Origin of the sequence: Kitasatospora sp. NPDC089913, from assembly GCF_044748625.1 — a bacterium.
GTDB lineage: Bacteria > Actinomycetota > Actinomycetes > Streptomycetales > Streptomycetaceae > Kitasatospora.
Map to the genome: position 1 here is coordinate 24,963 of NZ_JBIVGI010000011.1, position 16,395 is coordinate 41,357.

13 protein-coding genes are annotated in these 16,395 nt (G+C 71.9%); 8 read left to right on the forward strand and 5 right to left on the reverse strand.

The annotated features are described in order from the left end of the window. Window positions 1-70 precede the first annotated feature (70 nt). Window positions 71-1,738, forward strand: coding sequence for an alpha/beta hydrolase (locus ACIPYS_RS18480; RefSeq protein WP_400747308.1), 1,668 nt, complete (start codon window positions 71-73; stop codon window positions 1,736-1,738). Window positions 1,739-2,012: 274 nt separating this feature from the next. Further along, window positions 2,013-2,558 carry a 2-oxo-4-hydroxy-4-carboxy-5-ureidoimidazoline decarboxylase gene (locus ACIPYS_RS18485; protein ID WP_400747496.1) on the forward strand — a complete coding sequence of 182 codons (546 nt, stop codon included), beginning with the start codon at window positions 2,013-2,015 and terminating at the stop codon, window positions 2,556-2,558. A 100-nt stretch (window positions 2,559-2,658) separates the two neighbouring features. Here ACIPYS_RS18485 and ACIPYS_RS18490 read toward each other — a convergent pair whose 3' ends face one another. Further along, window positions 2,659-3,591 (reverse strand): hypothetical protein, encoded by a 933-nt coding sequence (locus tag ACIPYS_RS18490; protein ID WP_400747309.1) that lies wholly within the window; start codon window positions 3,589-3,591, stop codon window positions 2,659-2,661. Between the two features lie 199 nt (window positions 3,592-3,790). Here ACIPYS_RS18490 and sdhC point away from each other — a divergent pair, with 199 nt between their 5' ends. The 4 genes from sdhC to ACIPYS_RS18510 are packed head-to-tail and all read left to right on the forward strand — an operon-like array spanning window position 3,791 to window position 7,241. Next, the gene (sdhC, locus tag ACIPYS_RS18495) at window positions 3,791-4,171 is read left to right on the forward strand and encodes a succinate dehydrogenase, cytochrome b556 subunit (RefSeq protein ID WP_093861779.1); all 381 of its coding nucleotides are present in this window, start codon (window positions 3,791-3,793) and stop codon (window positions 4,169-4,171) included. Window positions 4,172-4,179: 8 nt separating this feature from the next. Next, window positions 4,180-4,671, forward strand: coding sequence for a succinate dehydrogenase hydrophobic membrane anchor subunit (locus tag ACIPYS_RS18500; protein ID WP_030300556.1), 492 nt, complete (start codon window positions 4,180-4,182; stop codon window positions 4,669-4,671). Window positions 4,672-4,725: 54 nt separating this feature from the next. Further along, on the forward strand, window positions 4,726-6,468 hold the full coding sequence (gene sdhA / locus ACIPYS_RS18505) for a succinate dehydrogenase flavoprotein subunit (RefSeq protein WP_093861778.1): 1,743 nt from the start codon (window positions 4,726-4,728) through the stop codon (window positions 6,466-6,468). Continuing rightward, a complete protein-coding gene (locus ACIPYS_RS18510) occupies window positions 6,468-7,241 on the forward strand; it encodes a succinate dehydrogenase iron-sulfur subunit (protein ID WP_400747312.1) in 774 nt (257 codons plus the stop codon). Before sdhA ends, ACIPYS_RS18510 begins: the two co-directional genes overlap by 1 nt. 56 nt (window positions 7,242-7,297) lie before the next feature. Here ACIPYS_RS18510 and ACIPYS_RS18515 read toward each other — a convergent pair whose 3' ends face one another. Together ACIPYS_RS18515 and ACIPYS_RS18520 are read right to left on the reverse strand one after the other, a co-directional pair. Beyond that, on the reverse strand, window positions 7,298-8,587 hold the full coding sequence (locus tag ACIPYS_RS18515) for a hypothetical protein (protein WP_400747314.1): 1,290 nt from the start codon (window positions 8,585-8,587) through the stop codon (window positions 7,298-7,300). A gap of 104 nt (window positions 8,588-8,691) precedes the next feature. Next, window positions 8,692-8,949, reverse strand: coding sequence for an SCO4848 family membrane protein (locus tag ACIPYS_RS18520; RefSeq protein ID WP_400747316.1), 258 nt, complete (start codon window positions 8,947-8,949; stop codon window positions 8,692-8,694). A gap of 147 nt (window positions 8,950-9,096) precedes the next feature. Here ACIPYS_RS18520 and ACIPYS_RS18525 point away from each other — a divergent pair, with 147 nt between their 5' ends. Beyond that, window positions 9,097-10,317: a D-alanyl-D-alanine carboxypeptidase family protein gene (locus tag ACIPYS_RS18525; RefSeq protein ID WP_400747318.1), complete on the forward strand. Its 1,221-nt coding sequence runs from the start codon at window positions 9,097-9,099 to the stop codon at window positions 10,315-10,317. A gap of 31 nt (window positions 10,318-10,348) precedes the next feature. On the opposite strand, the gene ACIPYS_RS18530 is transcribed toward ACIPYS_RS18525, so the two are convergent. Together ACIPYS_RS18530 and ACIPYS_RS18535 are read right to left on the reverse strand one after the other, a co-directional pair. Continuing rightward, entirely contained in the window at window positions 10,349-11,383 is a 1,035-nt protein-coding gene (locus ACIPYS_RS18530) for a YihY/virulence factor BrkB family protein (protein WP_400747320.1), read from the reverse strand. 95 nt (window positions 11,384-11,478) lie between these two features. Then, window positions 11,479-12,477: a glycosyltransferase family 2 protein gene (locus ACIPYS_RS18535; protein ID WP_400747322.1), complete on the reverse strand. Its 999-nt coding sequence runs from the start codon at window positions 12,475-12,477 to the stop codon at window positions 11,479-11,481. A 157-nt stretch (window positions 12,478-12,634) separates the two neighbouring features. Here ACIPYS_RS18535 and ACIPYS_RS18540 point away from each other — a divergent pair, with 157 nt between their 5' ends. Then, window positions 12,635-16,210 carry a bifunctional glycosyltransferase family 2 protein/CDP-glycerol:glycerophosphate glycerophosphotransferase gene (locus ACIPYS_RS18540; protein ID WP_093861773.1) on the forward strand — a complete coding sequence of 1,192 codons (3,576 nt, stop codon included), beginning with the start codon at window positions 12,635-12,637 and terminating at the stop codon, window positions 16,208-16,210. The last annotated feature ends 185 nt before the right edge of the window (window positions 16,211-16,395 follow it).

The window sequence follows — 16,395 nt, forward strand, 5'->3', positions numbered from 1 at the left end:
CCACGTACGGCGGGCGGCCCGACCAGGGGTCAGTATTCGAACCTTTTCCGCACGGTGATACACGTGTGCGATGAAGATTCACCGGGCCGCCCGCCCGCGCCTCCTGCTGACCGCCCTCGCGGCCGGCAGCCTGCTGCTCGCCACCGCGTGCGACGGGGACAGGAAGCCGACCCAGGACCAGGCCGCCGCCGGCGCCCCGTCGGACGCCGCCACGACAGCCGCCGCCACCGCCCCGACCGCGGCCCCCACCCCGACCGTGCGGCCCACGGGCGCCGACGACCCGGCGCTCAAACCGTTCTACGGCCAGCAGATCGCCTGGGCCGCCTGCCCGCCGGACGCCAAGGCCGCCGAGAACAAGATCGACATCTCGCTGATGAAGTGCGGCACGCTGCGCGTCCCGCTCGACTACACGAACCCGTCGGGCGAGACGATCGACCTCGCGCTGATCAAGAACCCCGCCGCCAAGCAGGACCAGCGGATCGGCTCGCTCGTCGTCAACCCGGGCGGCCCGGGCGGCTCCGGCGTGGAGACGGTCAAGTTCGGCGCCGAGCAGTTCGAGGGCACCCTGCACAACCGCTTCGACGTCGTCGGCCTCGACCCGCGCGGCACCGGCGCCAGCTCCCCGGTGGTCTGCCTGGAGGACAAGCAGCGCGACGTGCTCAACGCCCAGGACGGCCCGGCCGACCCCGCCGAGGCCAAGGCCATGGCCGAGAAGCAGCGGGCCGACTTCATCGCCGCCTGCCGGGCCCGGTCCGGCAAGCTGCTGCCCTTCGTCGGCACCCGCAACACGGCCCGCGACCTCGACGTGCTGCGCGCCGCCGTCGGCGACCAGAAGCTCAACTACCTGGGCATCTCCTACGGCACCTACCTCGGCGCGCTCTACGCCGAGGAGTTCCCGAAGAACGTCGGACGGCTGATCCTCGACAGCGCCGTCGACCCGGCCGAGCAGTCGATCGACAAGGGCGTCAACCAGACCATCGGCTTCGAGAAGTCCTTCGAGCGGTTCGCCGTCGACTGCGTCGAGAAGAACGCCGAGCAGTGCCCGCTCGGCAAGACCCCCGCCAAGGCCGCCAAGAAGGCCGCGGACTTCCTCGACGGGCTGCGCGACAAGCCGCTGCCGACCAAGGACGGGCGCAAGGTCGGCAGCGAACTCGGCTGGACCGGCGTCATGGCGACGCTCTACTACGACGAGAAGGAGGGCTGGCCGGCCCTGCGGCTCGCCCTCGCCGAGGCCATGAAGGTCGGTACCGCCAACCTGTTGCTCGCCTTCGCCGACGAGTCCAACGGCCGCGACGCGAAGGGCCACTACGACCCGAGCGAGGAGGCCCGCGTCGCGATCCGCTGCGCCGACGGCGCCGCACCCGCGCCGTCCGCCGAGCAGGCCCAGGCCGCCGTGCAGAAGCTCAAGCAGGAGGCGCCGCTGTTCTCCAAGGACGTCACCGTCGAGGACTTCAGCGAGGGCTCCTGCGTCGACTGGCCGTTCCGGACGCCCGAGAAGCCGCACACCGTCCGGGCCGAGGGCGCCGCCCCGATCCTGGTCGCCGGCTCCACCGGCGACCCGGCCACCCCGTACGCCGCCGCCGAGTCGCTCGCCGCCGGCTTCGCCAACGCCACCCTGATCACCCGCGTCGGCGAGGGCCACGGCGCGTTCGGCAAGAACAACGGCTGCATCGACGCCGCCTACGCCGCGTACCTCACCGAGGGCACCCTGCCGGCCCCCGGGACGAAGTGCTCCTGACCCCGCCGGCCGTCACCCGGGACTGACGGGAGCGGCGCCGGAGACGGTACGACGTAGCAGATGAAGAAGGGGAGGGCGCTGACACGAAGGTGTCAACGTCACAACTTGATAGCTCGTTCGGATGAAATCCGCGTGCGCCCTCCCCAACTGATGACGGCTCAACTACCGTTGAGCCGCTGCCGGGCGGGCGTTGGACGCCGTTCCGCAGCCTCATACTTCACCTGCCGTCACCGCCACTTCACCGGCCCCTTCCCGCCCTCACGAGGAGGACCCGCTGGCCAGCGACATTCCGTCACCGAGGCTCGACCCCAGGGACGAACCGACCCTCCTCGGGTTGCACCGTTTCAACGAGGCCGACGCCGGAGCCGCGGAGGAGGCCCTGCTCGCCTGCTGCGGCAGCCACCGGTGGGCCCTGCGGCTCACCGCCCACCGGCCGTATCCCGACATAGAGTCCCTGCGCGCCGCCGCCAGCGAGGCCTCGTACGACCTGCGTCCGGCCGACCTGGCCGAGGCGCTGGCGGACGAGAGCTGGATGCCGCAGCCGCTCCTCGGCATGCGCGCACCCGGCAGCCAGGCGGCGCACACCGCGCTGCGGGCGGCCCACGCCGCCTACGAGGCACGGTTCGGCCATGTCTTCGTGGTCTGCCTGGAGGGCATCGCCCCCGAGGAGATGCTCGACGCCGTGCTCAGCTCGATCCGCACCCGCCTCGCCAACGACCCCGACGAGGAGCGCCTGGTCGCCGCCGACGAGCTGCGCCGGATCGCCCTCACCCGGTTGGAGCACCTGGTCGCCACCCACTCGGGGGCCGGGGCCCGCTGAACCCCCGCCCCGGGCGCCCTCGGCGCCCGGGGCTTCGGCTCTTCCCCCTTCGGTCCTTCCGCGCCCTCGGCCGCCCCGCCCCTTCGCCCCCTGCCCGCGCTCAGCCCTTCTGGGCCGCGCGCAGTTTGGCGACCTGGCGCCGGACCACCCGCTCGTCCGGCACCGGGGCCGGCTCGGCACCGACACCCACCGTGCTGAACACCACCAGGGCCGGTCCGACCCGCGCCAGGACGGCACGCTGCGCGAGCACCACCGCACCGGATTCATTCGTCAGGGTGAATCCCGTCGCCGCGTCGGCTCCCTCGGGCGTGGGCGTGTCGTTCCGGCTCAGCCGGTGCCCGGTCCGGGTCGCCCCCCGGCTCCGGTCCGCCGGGGGCGGCGGCGCGGTCGAGGCGAACGCCGCGCACGGACCGAACAGACCCTCCAGTTCCGCCTGCAGCCGGGCCGCCCGGTCCCCCCGGTAGCCGAGCAGCCCGCCGTACAGGCTCCCCGAGGGGTCGGCGGCCAGGGCGACGCTCAGATCGGTCTCCGCGTACGGCACCGCCGGCACCGGCACCGGGGAGGCGGAGGCCGCCCGGGCGGCCTTCGCCGGGCCCGCCGCCGGTGCCACCGCGTCCAGCAGCGGCTGGCAGACCGGCTTGTCGGCGGTCTCCCGGCCGCCGTCCGGGCCGGTCTCGCCGTGGCCGGGGGCGATCACGGTGACGGTGAAACCCGGCCCCAGCTCGGCGTCGGTGACCGCGGCGGCGCGCAGTTCGGCGGCGGACAGCTCCCGGGCCGGGGCGGCGGAGGCCCGGTCGGCCGAGCCGCCCGTCGGGCCGGCGCAGCCGGCGGCCAGCAGCAGCGCCCCGAGCAGCAGCGGCACGGCCGGCGGTGACACGGCCCGCAGCGGGGCGGCCGGCGGCGGGGCGGAGGAGCGGGCGGACGGACCGACGGAAGAGCGGGCGGAGCGCGGGACACGGTGCGGCACGGGGGCCTCGGCGGGGGTGTGGACGGCGAACGGGTGGGCCACCGTAGCGCGACCCGGAGCATCCACGTGGTCACTCAGTGTCGCGATCGAGGCCCGGGTTCCCGGACGACTAGGCCAGTCGTGCCTGATTGATCACACCTCGGACCCCCGGAGGCGGTTCCCGACAACGCGTCGATAGGATGCTCGCGGCCGGTGGACCGTACCCGGCCGGGCTGACCGACACCGAAGCCGGCCGAGCCCCCAATCGCTTCCGGAGGGTTTTTCCGTGCCGGCTGGAACGCTGTACCGCGGCCGGGAAGGCATGTGGAGCTGGGTGGCTCATCGAGTCACCGGCGTCCTCATCTTCTTCTTCCTGTTCGCCCATGTCCTGGACACCGCACTGGTGCGGGTGTCGCCCGAGGCGTACGACACCGTCATTCAGACGTACAAGACGCCGCTCGTGAACCTGATGGAGTACGGCCTGGTGGCCGCCATCCTGTTCCACGCCCTGAACGGACTGCGCGTCGTCGCCGTCGACTTCTGGTCCAAGGGCCCGAAGTACCAGAAGCAGATGCTCTGGTCCGTGGTCGGAGTCTGGGTCGTCCTCATGGCCGGCGCCTTCTACCCGATCCTGCAGCACACGCTGACCTCCTGGTTCGGGAAGTGATCTGAGACATGTCCACGGAAATCTCCGACGCTGTGGTGGTCCCCTCCGCCCAGGCGCACACCGGCAAGGGTCTCGGCACCGGCAACCCGGCCGACGCGTTCGTGATCGAACCGGCCAGGCAGCGGACGAAGAAGACCCCGCGCCGCACCCGTACCAACTTCGAGATGCTCGCCTGGCTCTTCATGCGCCTGTCCGGCATCGTCCTCGTGGTGCTGATCCTCGGCCACCTGCTGATCATGCTGGTGCTCGACGGCGGCGTCTCCAAGATCGGCTTCGCCTTCGTGGCCGGCCGCTGGGCCTCGCCGTTCTGGCAGGTCTGGGACCTCACCATGCTCTGGCTCGCCATGCTGCACGGCGCCAACGGCATGCGTCAGGTCATCAACGACTACGCCGAGAAGGACTCCACCCGGCTCTGGCTGAAGGGCCTCATGGGTACCGCCACGGTCTTCACCGTGCTGCTCGGCACCCTGGTGATCTTCACCTTCGATCCCAACATCTGAGCCGACAGCATCCACATCGGACATCGGCAGAGGCCAGAGGCGAGTTAACCCCCCATGCAGATTCACCAGTACGACACCGTCATCGTCGGCGCCGGCGGCGCCGGGATGCGCGCCGCCATCGAGTCGACGCAGCGCAGCCGCACCGCGGTCCTGACCAAGCTCTACCCGACCCGGTCCCACACCGGCGCGGCCCAGGGCGGCATGTGCGCCGCCCTGGCCAACGTCGAGGAGGACAACTGGGAGTGGCACACCTTCGACACGGTCAAGGGTGGTGACTACCTGGTCGACCAGGACGCCGCCGAGATCATGTGCAAGGAGGCCATCGACGCGGTCCTCGACCTGGAGAAGATGGGTCTGCCCTTCTCCCGCACCGAGCAGGGCCGGATCGACCAGCGCCGCTTCGGCGGCCACTCCCGCAACCACGGCGAGGCCCCGGTCCGCCGTTCCTGCTACGCGGCCGACCGCACCGGTCACATGATCCTCCAGACGCTGTTCCAGAACTGCGTCAAGCACGGCGTCGAGTTCTTCAACGAGTTCTACGTCCTGGACCTGCTGATCAACGAGGGCCGCACGGCCGGCGTCGTCGCCTACGAGCTGGCCACCGGCGAGATCCACGTCTTCCAGGCCAAGGCCGTCGTGTTCGCCTCCGGCGGCACCGGCAAGATGTTCAAGGTCTCCTCGAACGCCCACACCCTCACCGGTGACGGCCAGGCGGTGGCCTACCGCCGCGGCCTGCCGCTGGAGGACATGGAGTTCTTCCAGTTCCACCCGACGGGCATCTGGCGGATGGGCATCCTGCTCACCGAGGGCGCCCGCGGCGAGGGCGGCATCCTGCGCAACAAGGACGGCGAGCGCTTCATGGAGCGCTACGCCCCCGTCATGAAGGACCTCGCGTCCCGTGACGTCTGCTCCCGCGCGATCTACACCGAGATCCGCGAGGGCCGCGGCTGCGGTCCGGACGGCGACCACGTCTACCTGGACCTGACCCACCTGCCGCCGGAGCAGCTGGACGCCAAGCTCCCGGACATCACCGAGTTCGCCCGCACCTACCTCGGCATCGAGCCCTACACGGACCCGATCCCGATCCAGCCCACCGCGCACTACGCCATGGGCGGCATCCCGACCAACGTCGAGGGTGAGGTGCTGCGCAACAACACCGACGTCGTCCCGGGCCTGTACGCGGCCGGCGAGGTCGCCTGCGTGTCCGTGCACGGCGCCAACCGCCTGGGCACCAACTCGCTGCTGGACATCAACGTCTTCGGCCGTCGCGCCGGCCTCGCCGCCGCGGCCTTCGCCGACACCAACGAGTTCGTGCCGCTGCCGGAGAACCCGGAGCAGCTGGTCCAGAACCTGGTCGACTCGCTGCGCGAGTCCACCGGCACCGAGTCCGTGGCGCAGATCCGCAAGGAGCTGCAGGAGTCCATGGACGCCAACGCGATGGTGTACCGCACCGGCGCCACCCTGAAGCAGGCGGTCGAGGACATCGCCGCGCTGAAGGAGCGCTACAAGAACGTCGCGATCCAGGACAAGGGCTTCCGCTACAACACGGACCTGCTGGAGGCCATCGAGCTGGGCAACCTGCTCGACCTGGCCGAGGTCCTGGCGGTCTCGGCGCTCGCCCGCGAGGAGTCGCGCGGCGGTCACTACCGCGAGGACTTCCCGACCCGTGACGACGTGAAGTTCATGCAGCACACCATGGCGTACCAGGAGGTCGCCGCCGACGGCAGCACCTCCATCCGCCTCGACTACAAGCCGGTCGTCACGACCCGCTACCAGCCGATGGAGCGTAAGTACTGATGAGCACTCCGACCGTGGAGAAGCACTCGGCCGCTCTGGACGCGGCCGAGGCCGGCGGTACCGAGCTGATCACCGTCACCGTCCGGATCCGCCGGTTCAACCCGGAGGAGCACCCGGACCCGGTGTGGGTCGACTACCAGCTGGAGCTGGACCCGAAGGAGCGCGTCCTGGACGCGCTCAACAAGATCAAGTGGGAGCAGGACGGCACCCTCACCTACCGCCGTTCCTGTGCCCACGGCATCTGCGGCTCCGACGCCATGCGGATCAACGGCCGCAACCGGCTGGCGTGCAAGACCCTGATCAAGGACGTCAACCCGGAGAAGCCGATCACGATCGAGGCCATCAAGGGCCTGACGGTCCTCAAGGACCTGATCGTGGACATGGACCCGTTCTTCCAGGCGTACAAGGACGTCATGCCGTTCCTCATCACCAAGGGGAACGAGCCGACCCGCGAGCGCCTGCAGTCCGCCGAGGACCGCGAGCGCTTCGACGACACCACCAAGTGCATCCTGTGCGCCGCGTGCACGTCGTCCTGCCCGGTGTTCTGGAACGACGGCCAGTACTTCGGCCCGGCCGCGATCGTCAACGCCCACCGCTTCATCTTCGACTCGCGCGACGAGGGTGCGGAGCAGCGGCTGGAGATCCTCAACGACCGTGAGGGCGTCTGGCGCTGCCGGACCACCTTCAACTGCTCCGAGGCCTGCCCCCGCGGCATCGAGGTCACCAAGGCGATCCAGGAAGTGAAGCGCGCCCTGGTCACCCGCCGCTTCTGATCCCGGGCCCCACGCCGAAGGCCCCCGTCCGCTCCGGACGGGGGCCTTCGCGCACCTCAGTGCAGGAGGCCGAGGTCCTTCGGGTCGGTGAGGCCCCGGTAGGTGAGCAGGTGCCGGTCGGCGGTGACGGCCCACAGGTCCGCGGTGCCGTCCCCGTCGAGGTCACCCTGGCTGTCGAGGGTGGGGTAGGCGTCGACGGTGAAGCCGGTGGCGGCGACGCCCGCCGTCGGGTCGGCCAGGGCGGAGAAGTCGACGGTGCCGTCGGCCTGCCTGGGGAGCGCGTACACGTGCAGCGCGCCGTTGGCCCGCTCGCGCGCCCACAGGGCGAGGTTGCCGGCGGCGTCGGGGCCGGGGGCGATCAGGTCGTAGCCGGTCCACAGGCCGCCGGTGGTCAGCCGCCGGGCGTCGAACCAGTACGCGTTCGCCCCGGCGTCCGCGATCCAGAGGTCACCGTTCTGCAGCGTGAGCATCGCCGGACGGGCCTGGTCGGCGCCGTTCACCGCGCCGAGCAGCACCTGCTGCTGGGCGTCCTTCCAGTCGGTGCCGTAGTCCGGCGGGCAGTCGAAGACGTCGACGCAGTCCGGCCAGGAGACCATCGTCGAACCCGAGCCGGAGAAGTCCCCGGTGCCGTACTGGTTCTGCAGGTTGTAGACGACGTCCGTGCCGTTCTCCCGGACGATCAGGTCGTCGGCCGGGGCCATCGTCCAGCCCCGGTGCAGCACCCGGTACTGGCGCCAGTCCTCGGTCCCCGGGGCCCGGCCGGCCGGGATCACGGAGGTCGGGGTGGTGTCGTTCGCCCGGCCGCTGATGATCTGCAGGTTGCCGGCGGCGTCCGGGACCAGGATGTCCGGGACGGCGTCGCCGTCCACGTCGCCCGGGGCGCTCGGCCGGGGGCGCGGGTCCCAGGGGGCGTTGAAGGTGTAGACCGTCGGCCCGCTCGTGTTGCCCGCGTTGTCGACGGCCTGGACGGTGAGCGTGTTGGTGCCCCACCGCGGGACCCGCAGGGCGAGGGTGGCGGTGCCGTCGGGGCCGGCCCCGAGCGCGCCGTCGCCGCAGCCGGCGGACACCCCGAGGTCGGTGTTCAGGGCGTAGCGGAAGCAGGCGACGCCGGAGGGTGTGCCGCCCGCGGGGGCGGGGTCGGTACCGGTGAGCAGGAAGGTGCCGGTCTCGCCCGCGTACTTGGCCGCGGTGGAACCGGAGCCCGAGGCCGGGAAGTCGGTGGAGGAGACGGCGACCAGGGGAGCGGTCACGTCCGTCCCGGCGACGGCGGCCGGTGCGGCGAACAGGCCCGCCGTCAGTACGACGGTGACGGCGGCACCGAGTCGTCGGCGATGCGCAGGCTTCATGGAGTACCCCACCCTCTTCGTGGAAGCACGAACGATTGATCGATCGTGCTCGAGCGGTGGGATCCTGCCAGGGCTTCCGTCACCCGGGCAACGGGATATGGCGGTCAGTCGGTGGCCGGTTCGCGGCGGGTGGCGCGGAGGCCGCGGAGGCCGATGGTGCCGATGGCGAGGCCGAGGGCGAGGGAGGTGACGGCGAGGAGGAGGTGGACCCAGAAGAAGGCGGTGGGCTGGGAGTGGTCGCCGCCGGTGAAGGCCTGGCCGCCGGAGTCCTTCCAGAGGTTCTTGACGAAGGTGGTCCAGATGAACAGGGACCAGACGCCGAAGGCGGTCAGGAACCAGGAGGTGCGGCGGCTGAGCTTCATGGGGCGGTCCTCGGTGGGGCGGGGAGGTGAAGGCGGTGTGCTTCCCCAGTATGCGTGGGCGTCCGTTCGGCGTACGGTGGCCCCCTCCTGCGGCGGACCGGGGCGGAGAGGCGGACGGCGGGGGTCCCGAGTGGGTACCGTCTGCTGGTGCCCACTAGCTCGAAGCTCGCACGTCTGATCGCCGCGCCCGCCGCGGCCCTTCCGCTCCTGTTGGCCGCCCCGGTGGCCGTCGCGGCACCGCCCGGGTCGCCGCCGCCGGCCTCGGTCGGGGGTGACCGGCTGGGGCTCCCGGGGGTCCAGGTGGATCCGCTGGCGGGCGCACCGGCGCTGCCGGGGGACCTCACCGGGCAGTCCTGGATAGTTGCCGACGCCGGGTCGGGAGAGGTGCTGGCGGCCAGCAACCCGCATCTGCGGCTCGCCCCGGCCTCCACGCTGAAGATCCTCTTCGCGGACACCGTGCTGCCGAAGTTCGACCGCAACGCGGTGCACCGGGTCACGGACAACGAGATCCAGGGGATCGGCGCGGGGAGCAGCCTGGTCGGCATCAAGGAGGACCTGGACTACCGGGTCGAGGACCTCTGGCGCGGGGTGTTCCTGAGCTCGGGGAACGACGCGGTGCACGTCCTCGCGCACATGAACGGCGGTGTGCAGCAGACCGTGGCCGAGATGCAGGCGCGGGCGGAGGCGCTGCAGGCCCGGGACACCCGGGTGGTCTCGCCGGACGGCTACGACTCGGAGGGCCAGGTGTCCTCGGCCTACGACCTGACGCTGTTCGCCCGGGCGGGGCTGCGCAACCCGGACTTCCGGAGCTACTGCGCGACCCGCGACGCGATGTTCCCGGGCGCGGTGGACCGGAACACCGGGCAGCGCGGCAGCTTCGGGATCGCCAACACCGACCGGCTGCTGGGCAAGTACCCGGGCCTGATCGGGGTGAAGAACGGTTTCACCACCAACGCGGGCTCCACCTTCGTCGGCGCCGCCGAACGGGACGGCCGCACCCTGCTGGTGACGGTGATGCACCCGACCACCTACCAGAAGGTGTACGACGAGACGGCCGCGCTGCTGGACTGGGGCTTCGCCGCGGCCGGCAAGGTGGCCCCGGTCGGGAAGCTGGTGGAGGAGGGCGAGAGCGCCGCGACGACGCCGACCGGCCAGGCTGGCGGTGCCGCCGGGGTTCCCGCCCCGCCGCCGCACCCCTCGCCGGCCGCGACCGCGACCGACCGGTCCGCCCCGGCGGTCGCCCGGGCGGCGGACTCCGCCGGGGACGGCCTCGGGCCGGTCGGCTGGGTCGTCACCGGGGTGGTCCTGACGGCGGGCGGCGCGGGTGCCGTACTGCTGCTGAACCGGCGGCGCGCGGCCGCCCGCTGAGCCCGGGCCGCCGGGGCGCACCGGTCCGGTCTCAGCCCTCCCCGTCCCGGGGGTGCCGGGGCCGGGGACGGTCCGCCTCGGCGGCCGCCCGCTCCGGGCCGCCCGCCTCCGCCCCCGCCTCCGGAGCGCCCGCCTCCGGACCGCCCGCCTCCGGACCGGCCTCCGCCTCGTCCGCGGCCGCGACCAGCGCGGCGGCGCGCTCGCGGGCCCGCTCCCGGGCCGCGGCCGGATCGGCGGTCGCCGTCCAGGCCACGCAGTACATCAGCAGCCGGCAGACGAAGTTGATCCACAGCAGCAGCGCCACCGGCACGCCGAAGGCACCGTAGAGGCTCTTCCCGGCGACCGAGCCGAGGTACGACGAGAGCAGGATCTTCAGCAGCTCGAAGCCGATCGCGCCGATCAGCGCGGCCTTCAGGACGTCCCGCCGGTGCTGGTGCGTGATCCTCGGGAACGGCGCCAGCAGGTAGGCGAAGAGCAGCATGTCGCAGCCGACGGCGATCAGCAGCCCGGCCGCGGTGAGCAGGTACCCGCCCGAGCCCAGGCCGAGCTGGTCGGCGATCCGGCCGGCCAGCGTCGTCCCGGCGGCCGAGGCGCCGAGCGAGACCAGCGAGACCAGGCCGAGGCCGCCGAGGACCAGGAAGTCCCAGCCCTTGCGCAGCAGCGGGTTGCCCTCCTCGTCGGGCAGCTGCCAGATGTCCCGGATCGAGGTCCGCATGGTGTCCACCCAGCCGAGGCCGGAGAGCACCAGCAGGATGCCGCTGACGAGTCCGACCGCACCCGCGTTGGCCACCAGCGAGGGCAGGTTGAGGGCGTCCGAGATGCCCGGCAGCTGGTCGGAGATGTGCTTCTGGATGTCGTCGACCCGGCTGTCGCTGAGGGTCGCGACGGCGATCGCCAGCGCGACCGTCAGCAGCGGGAAGAGCGCGAGGAAGCCGAAGAAGGTGACCGCGCCGGCCAGTCGGTTGCCGCGCAGCGCGGTGAAGTGCTCGTAGGCGCGGTAGGGGCGGCTGCGCAGCACCCGCGTCACGATCGGGCCGATCACCGGGAGGCGGGTGAGGAAGTCCACCTCCCGGTTATACCGGCCTGTCCCCCGAACGGCCGTCAGGCCCGCCGTGAGGCCGGCGGCCAGGCCGACGGCCGGACCGGCCGTCAGGCCCGCGGTCAGCGGCGGACGGCGCGGCGGGCCCGGGCCAGCGCGCGGACCGCCTGGTAGGCGGTGTACCGGCCGTGGCCGAGCAGTTCGGTGCGCAGTCCGGACACCCCGAGCGGCGCCCGGTAGCCGGCCGGGCGCAGCCGGGCGCAGTGCTCGGCGGCCCGGCGGAAGAACTCCCGGCGGTCACCGGGCGGGATCCGGCCGGGCCGGGAGACCACGGTGTTGAGGTGGTGCAGCATCCGGCCGTAGACCACCGGACGCCAGCGGTCGAGCTCGGGGCGGCCGTCGAGGAACGCGAAGACCAGGTCGTACTGGCCGAAGACGTCGAAGTGCTTGCGGCCGGCGGTGGCCAGGATGTTGCCGCCCTCCTGGCGCTGCCGGTAGTGGACGCCGACCCGGTCGAGCAGGGTGATGCCGCGGGCGGCGAGCAGCGCCGGGTAGGTCCAGGGGGTGTCCTCGTAGTACCCGGCCGGGAAGGTCAGGCCCTGGGCGGTGACGAAGTCGCGGCGGTAGGCCTTGTTCCAGACCACCTGGAGCAGTTCGAGCAGCTCGGGGCGCTCGGCGAGGTCGAACACCTCCCGGGAGGGGGCGCCGAAGACCTTGGCGGAGGCGGCCCGGACGGTCCGGCCGTCCGCGTAGGTGCGGGCGTAGTCGTAGACCAGGACGTCCGGGTCGCCGACGGCCCGCAGCCGGTCGTCGACGGCCTTCAGCAGACCGGGGGTCAGGGTGTCGTCGCTGTCGAGGAAGAGCACGTAGTCGCCGGTGGCGACGGTGAGGCCGGCGTTGCGGGCCCGGCCGAGGCCGACGTTCTCCGGCAGGTGGAGCACCCGCACCCGCGGGTCCTCGGCGGCGGCCGTGTCGAGCAGCGCGCCGCAGCCGTCCGGGGAGCGGTCGTCCACCGCGATCAGCTCGATGTCCGGACCGTCCTGGCCGAGCACCGAGGCGAGGCACTCGGCGAGGTAGTCCTCGACCCGGTAGACCGGGACGATCACACTGAAGCGGGGCATGGCTCCAGCGTAATGGGCCTGCGCGGGGGCCTCGGACGGCCCCCGGCGGGGCCATGGGCCGGGGGTAGGATCGACGCGCACGTACGCACCGAATCAAAGTGCGGTCAGACCCCGAGGGGGCTGCCACGCTCCTTCCCGAGAAAGGCCTGCGTAGCCGATGGCTCCCCGCCTCTCCATCGTCGTCCCGATCTACAACGTCGAGCGCTACCTCGTGGAATGCCTCGACTCGATCGCCGCCCAGACCTTCACGGACTTCGAGTGCGTCATGGTCGACGACGGTTCGAAGGACGACAGCGCCGCCCTCGCCGAGGCGTACGCCGCCAAGGACTCCCGGTTCCGGCTGGTCCGCCAGGTCAACAAGGGCCTCGGCGCGGCCCGCAACACGGGTATCCGGCACATCGACCCGGACGCCGAGTTCCTGTGCTTCGTCGACAGCGACGACTCGATGCCGCCCAGTGCGTACGAGCTGATGATCAACACGCTGGACGAGACCGGCTCGGACTTCGCCACCGGCAACGTGCTGCGCTTCCGCGCGATCGGCTACTACCAGTCCGGCGGCCACAGCCGCCCGTTCGCCAAGACCGTGCTCAAGACGCACATCACCGAGATCCCCTCGCTGGTCACCGACCGCACCGCGTGGAACAAGGTGTACCGCCGCTCCTTCTTCGACGCGGCCGGGATCATCTACCCCGAGGGCATCCTGTACGAGGACGCCCCGGTCAGCGTGCCGCACCACTACCTCGCCAAGAGCGTGGACGTGCTCTCCGAGCCGATCTACCACTGGCGCGAGCGCGAGGTCGGCGAGATGTCGATCACCCAGATGCGCACCAACCCCAAGGGCCTGGTCGACCGGGTCGCCTCGGTCGAGCTGGTCCGCGCCTGGCTGCGGAAGCAGACCGAGCCGCGCTTCGCCGAGTACCTCAGGACCTACGACGAGAACACCCTCGTCGAAGAGATCCCGATGTTCTTCTGGTCCGTCGTGGACGGCGACAAGGAGTACCGGGACGCGTACATCACCAGCGTCAGCCGGCTGCTGCGGGCGATCGGCCCCGAGCAGGTCAAGAAGCTGCGCGCGCCGCTGCGGCTGAAGTACCACCTGACCCTGCAGGGCCGGATCGACGAGTTCGTCGAGCAGATCAAGTACGAGGGCGAGAGCAACGGCGGTGTCGTCGCCAAGGGCCTGCTGCGCCCCTACGCCGACTACCCGTTCCTGCGCGGCGGCCGCAAGAGCGTGCCGCCCGGCCTGCTCAGCCTGCGCAACTCCACCGTCATCCGCAGCCGGCTCTACGACGCCCGCTGGGAGGCCGGCCGGCTGCGGCTGACCGGCCACGCGTACCCGGAGCAGCTGGGCGCGGCCAACAAGCACGACATGGTGCGCACCCTGGTGCTGCGCGAGGCCAAGGGCCGCCGGGTCATCGCCGTGCCGATGAAGACCCAGTACAGCCCCGAGGCCACCGCCACCAACCACCACGACCTCTACAACTGCGACTGGGCCGGCTTCACCGTCGCGCTCGACCCGGAGAAGCTCAAGCACCGCGGCCAGTGGAAGGACGGCAACTGGCGCGTCCTGGTCGCCGGCGCGGGCAAGGGCGGCGTCTACAAGGGCCGGGTCTGGGCCGGCTGGTCGGACACCGCGCTCTACCAGCCCTCGCACTGGGTCGAGCCGGACGTGCGGATCGTCCCGTTCGTCCGCGACGGCAGCGTCTACCTGCGGGTGGAGAACGTCAAGGCGCGGGTGACCGGGCTGGCCGCGAACGGCGGCACGGTCGAGGTGTCCGGCGCCGCCCGTTCCGGCGTCCGGCTGGCCGGCGCCCGGCTGCGGATGACCCACGTGGAGTCCGAGCGCGAGCTGACCTTCCCGGTGACCACCGGCTCCTCGGTCGGCAGCCTCCAGCAGTTCCACGCCGCCGTGCCGATCGCCGAGCTGACCGAGGTCCGGGAGTCCTGGGCCGAGCTGGACCCGATCGCGGTGGAGCGCGCCCGCGACCGCTGGGACACCACCCTTGAGCTGGCCGACGGCACCACCGCCCCGCTCGTCTGGGACGACCGGAACGCGCCGGAGCAGCTCAACCTGGTGCTGAACGCCGACGCCGCACCCGAGGAGCGGCGCGCCCTCTACTCCAAGCCCTCCCCCGGCGGCTACCTGCAGTTCCTGGACCAGCTGCTGCAGCCGGTCGTGCACGAGGTGACCGCGCGCGGCGCGGACGGCTTCCTGCTCAGCGGCACCTTCCCGCTGCCCGGCACCCACCGCTGGGAGCTGGTCGTGCGCCACCACTGGGGCGAGGAGCAGCACGTCTACCCGGTGGAGATCGCGGACGGCCGGTTCCGGACCGCGCTGCCGGCCGTGCCGACCGCGTCCTTCGCGGGCAACGTGCCGCTGGCCCAGGGCGGCTGGAACGTCTCGTTCCGTCCGGTCGGTGCCACCTTCCACCCGGACATGGCCTCGTACGCGCTGATCGCGCCCGAGTGCTGGAACGCGCTGCCGCTGGAGGTGGAGGCCCGCGGCAAGCGGATCGTGCTGGAGCGGCGCCACCACGACGGCCTGCAGCTGGAGTCCGAGAACATACTGCTTCCGGAGGAGCGCAGCGGCTGGCGCCAGCGCAAGCTGCGGACGGCCGACTACCCGGCCGCCCGCCGGCTGCCGCTGCGCGACACGGTGCTCTACAACGTCGCCCTCGGCGGCCTCTACGCGGACTCGCCGCGGGCGATCCACGAGGAACTGGTGCGCCGCGACCTGCCGCTGCAGCACCTGTGGGGCACCGACGACCTGCAGGCGGACCTGCCGCAGTCGGCGGGCTCGGTGCGGCTCTGGAGCCCGGAGTGGTTCGAGACCCTGGCCACCGCGAAGTACATCGTCACCAGCGCGCACCTGCCGGACTTCTTCGTCCGCCGGCCCGGCCAGATCGTGCTGCAGACCTGGCACGGCTCGCCGCTGAAGCAGATCGGCCACGACTTCGAGAAGGTCTGGTTCACCGACTCGCACTACCTGAAGGGCCTCGCCAAGGAGGTCCCGAACTGGAGCCTGCTGCTGGCCGGCAGCACCTGGGCCGCCCCGGTGCTGCGCCGTGCCTTCGACTTCAAGGGCGAGATCCTCGAGAGCGGCCTGCCGCGCAACGACGTGTTCTTCGCCGCCGACAAGGAGAAGACCGCCGAGCGGGTGCGCGAGCGGCTCGGCCTGCCCGAGGGCAAGAAGGTCGTGCTGTACGCGCCGACCTGGCGCGAGGACCGGCGCCGCCACTACGGCGGCTACCAGCTGCACCTCCAGCTGGACCTGGAGGCGGCGCAGGCCGCGCTCGGCGACGACCAGGTGCTGCTGGTCCGCCGGCACGCCAGCGTCCGCGAGCAGATCCCGAGCGCCGGCAACGGCTACGTCTGGGACGTCAGCAGCTACCCGGACATGGGCGAACTGCTGCTGGCCGCCGATGTGCTGGTCACCGACTACACGGCCCTGACCTTCGACTTCGCCGTGACCGGCAAGCCGATCCTGTTCTTCACCTACGACCTGGCGCACTACCGCGACAACCTGCGCGGCTTCTCGCTGGACTTCGAGGCGGACGCGCCCGGCCCGCTGCTGGCCACGTCCGAGGAACTGGTGGCGGCGCTCGGCCGGGTGGACGAGGTCACCGCCGAGTACGCCGACAAGTACGCGGCGTTCCGCGACAAGTACTGCGACCTGGACGACGGCCACGCCGCCGCCCGGGCGGTGGACGCCATGCTGAGCCGCGAGGCCTGACCGGGAATTCCCGCCCGGTGAGGGGCGCCCGACGCGCATTCCGCGTCGGGCGCCTCTCGCATTTCCCGGCCCCCGATTTCCCGGATTTCGAACTGCAGTTTCCCGAACGAACTCGTCAGCTAATTCTCAGTCAATTCTCAAATTGACCCCGGATACTTTTCCCGGTGAGATGGAAATTCTCGCCG

Excerpts from the sequence above, each read along its gene's own strand:
- ACIPYS_RS18535 (WP_400747322.1), bottom strand. The coding sequence starts at position 12,477 with ATGCCCCGCTTCAGTGTGATCGTCCCGGTCTACCGGGTCGAGGACTAC.
- ACIPYS_RS18500 (WP_030300556.1), top strand. The coding sequence starts at position 4,180 with ATGTCCACGGAAATCTCCGACGCTGTGGTGGTCCCCTCCGCCCAGGCG.
- ACIPYS_RS18520 (WP_400747316.1), bottom strand. The coding sequence starts at position 8,949 with ATGAAGCTCAGCCGCCGCACCTCCTGGTTCCTGACCGCCTTCGGCGTC.
- ACIPYS_RS18480 (WP_400747308.1), top strand. The coding sequence starts at position 71 with ATGAAGATTCACCGGGCCGCCCGCCCGCGCCTCCTGCTGACCGCCCTC.
- ACIPYS_RS18510 (WP_400747312.1), top strand. The coding sequence starts at position 6,468 with ATGAGCACTCCGACCGTGGAGAAGCACTCGGCCGCTCTGGACGCGGCC.
- ACIPYS_RS18540 (WP_093861773.1), top strand. The coding sequence starts at position 12,635 with ATGGCTCCCCGCCTCTCCATCGTCGTCCCGATCTACAACGTCGAGCGC.
- ACIPYS_RS18515 (WP_400747314.1), bottom strand. The coding sequence starts at position 8,587 with ATGAAGCCTGCGCATCGCCGACGACTCGGTGCCGCCGTCACCGTCGTA.
- sdhA (WP_093861778.1), top strand. The coding sequence starts at position 4,726 with ATGCAGATTCACCAGTACGACACCGTCATCGTCGGCGCCGGCGGCGCC.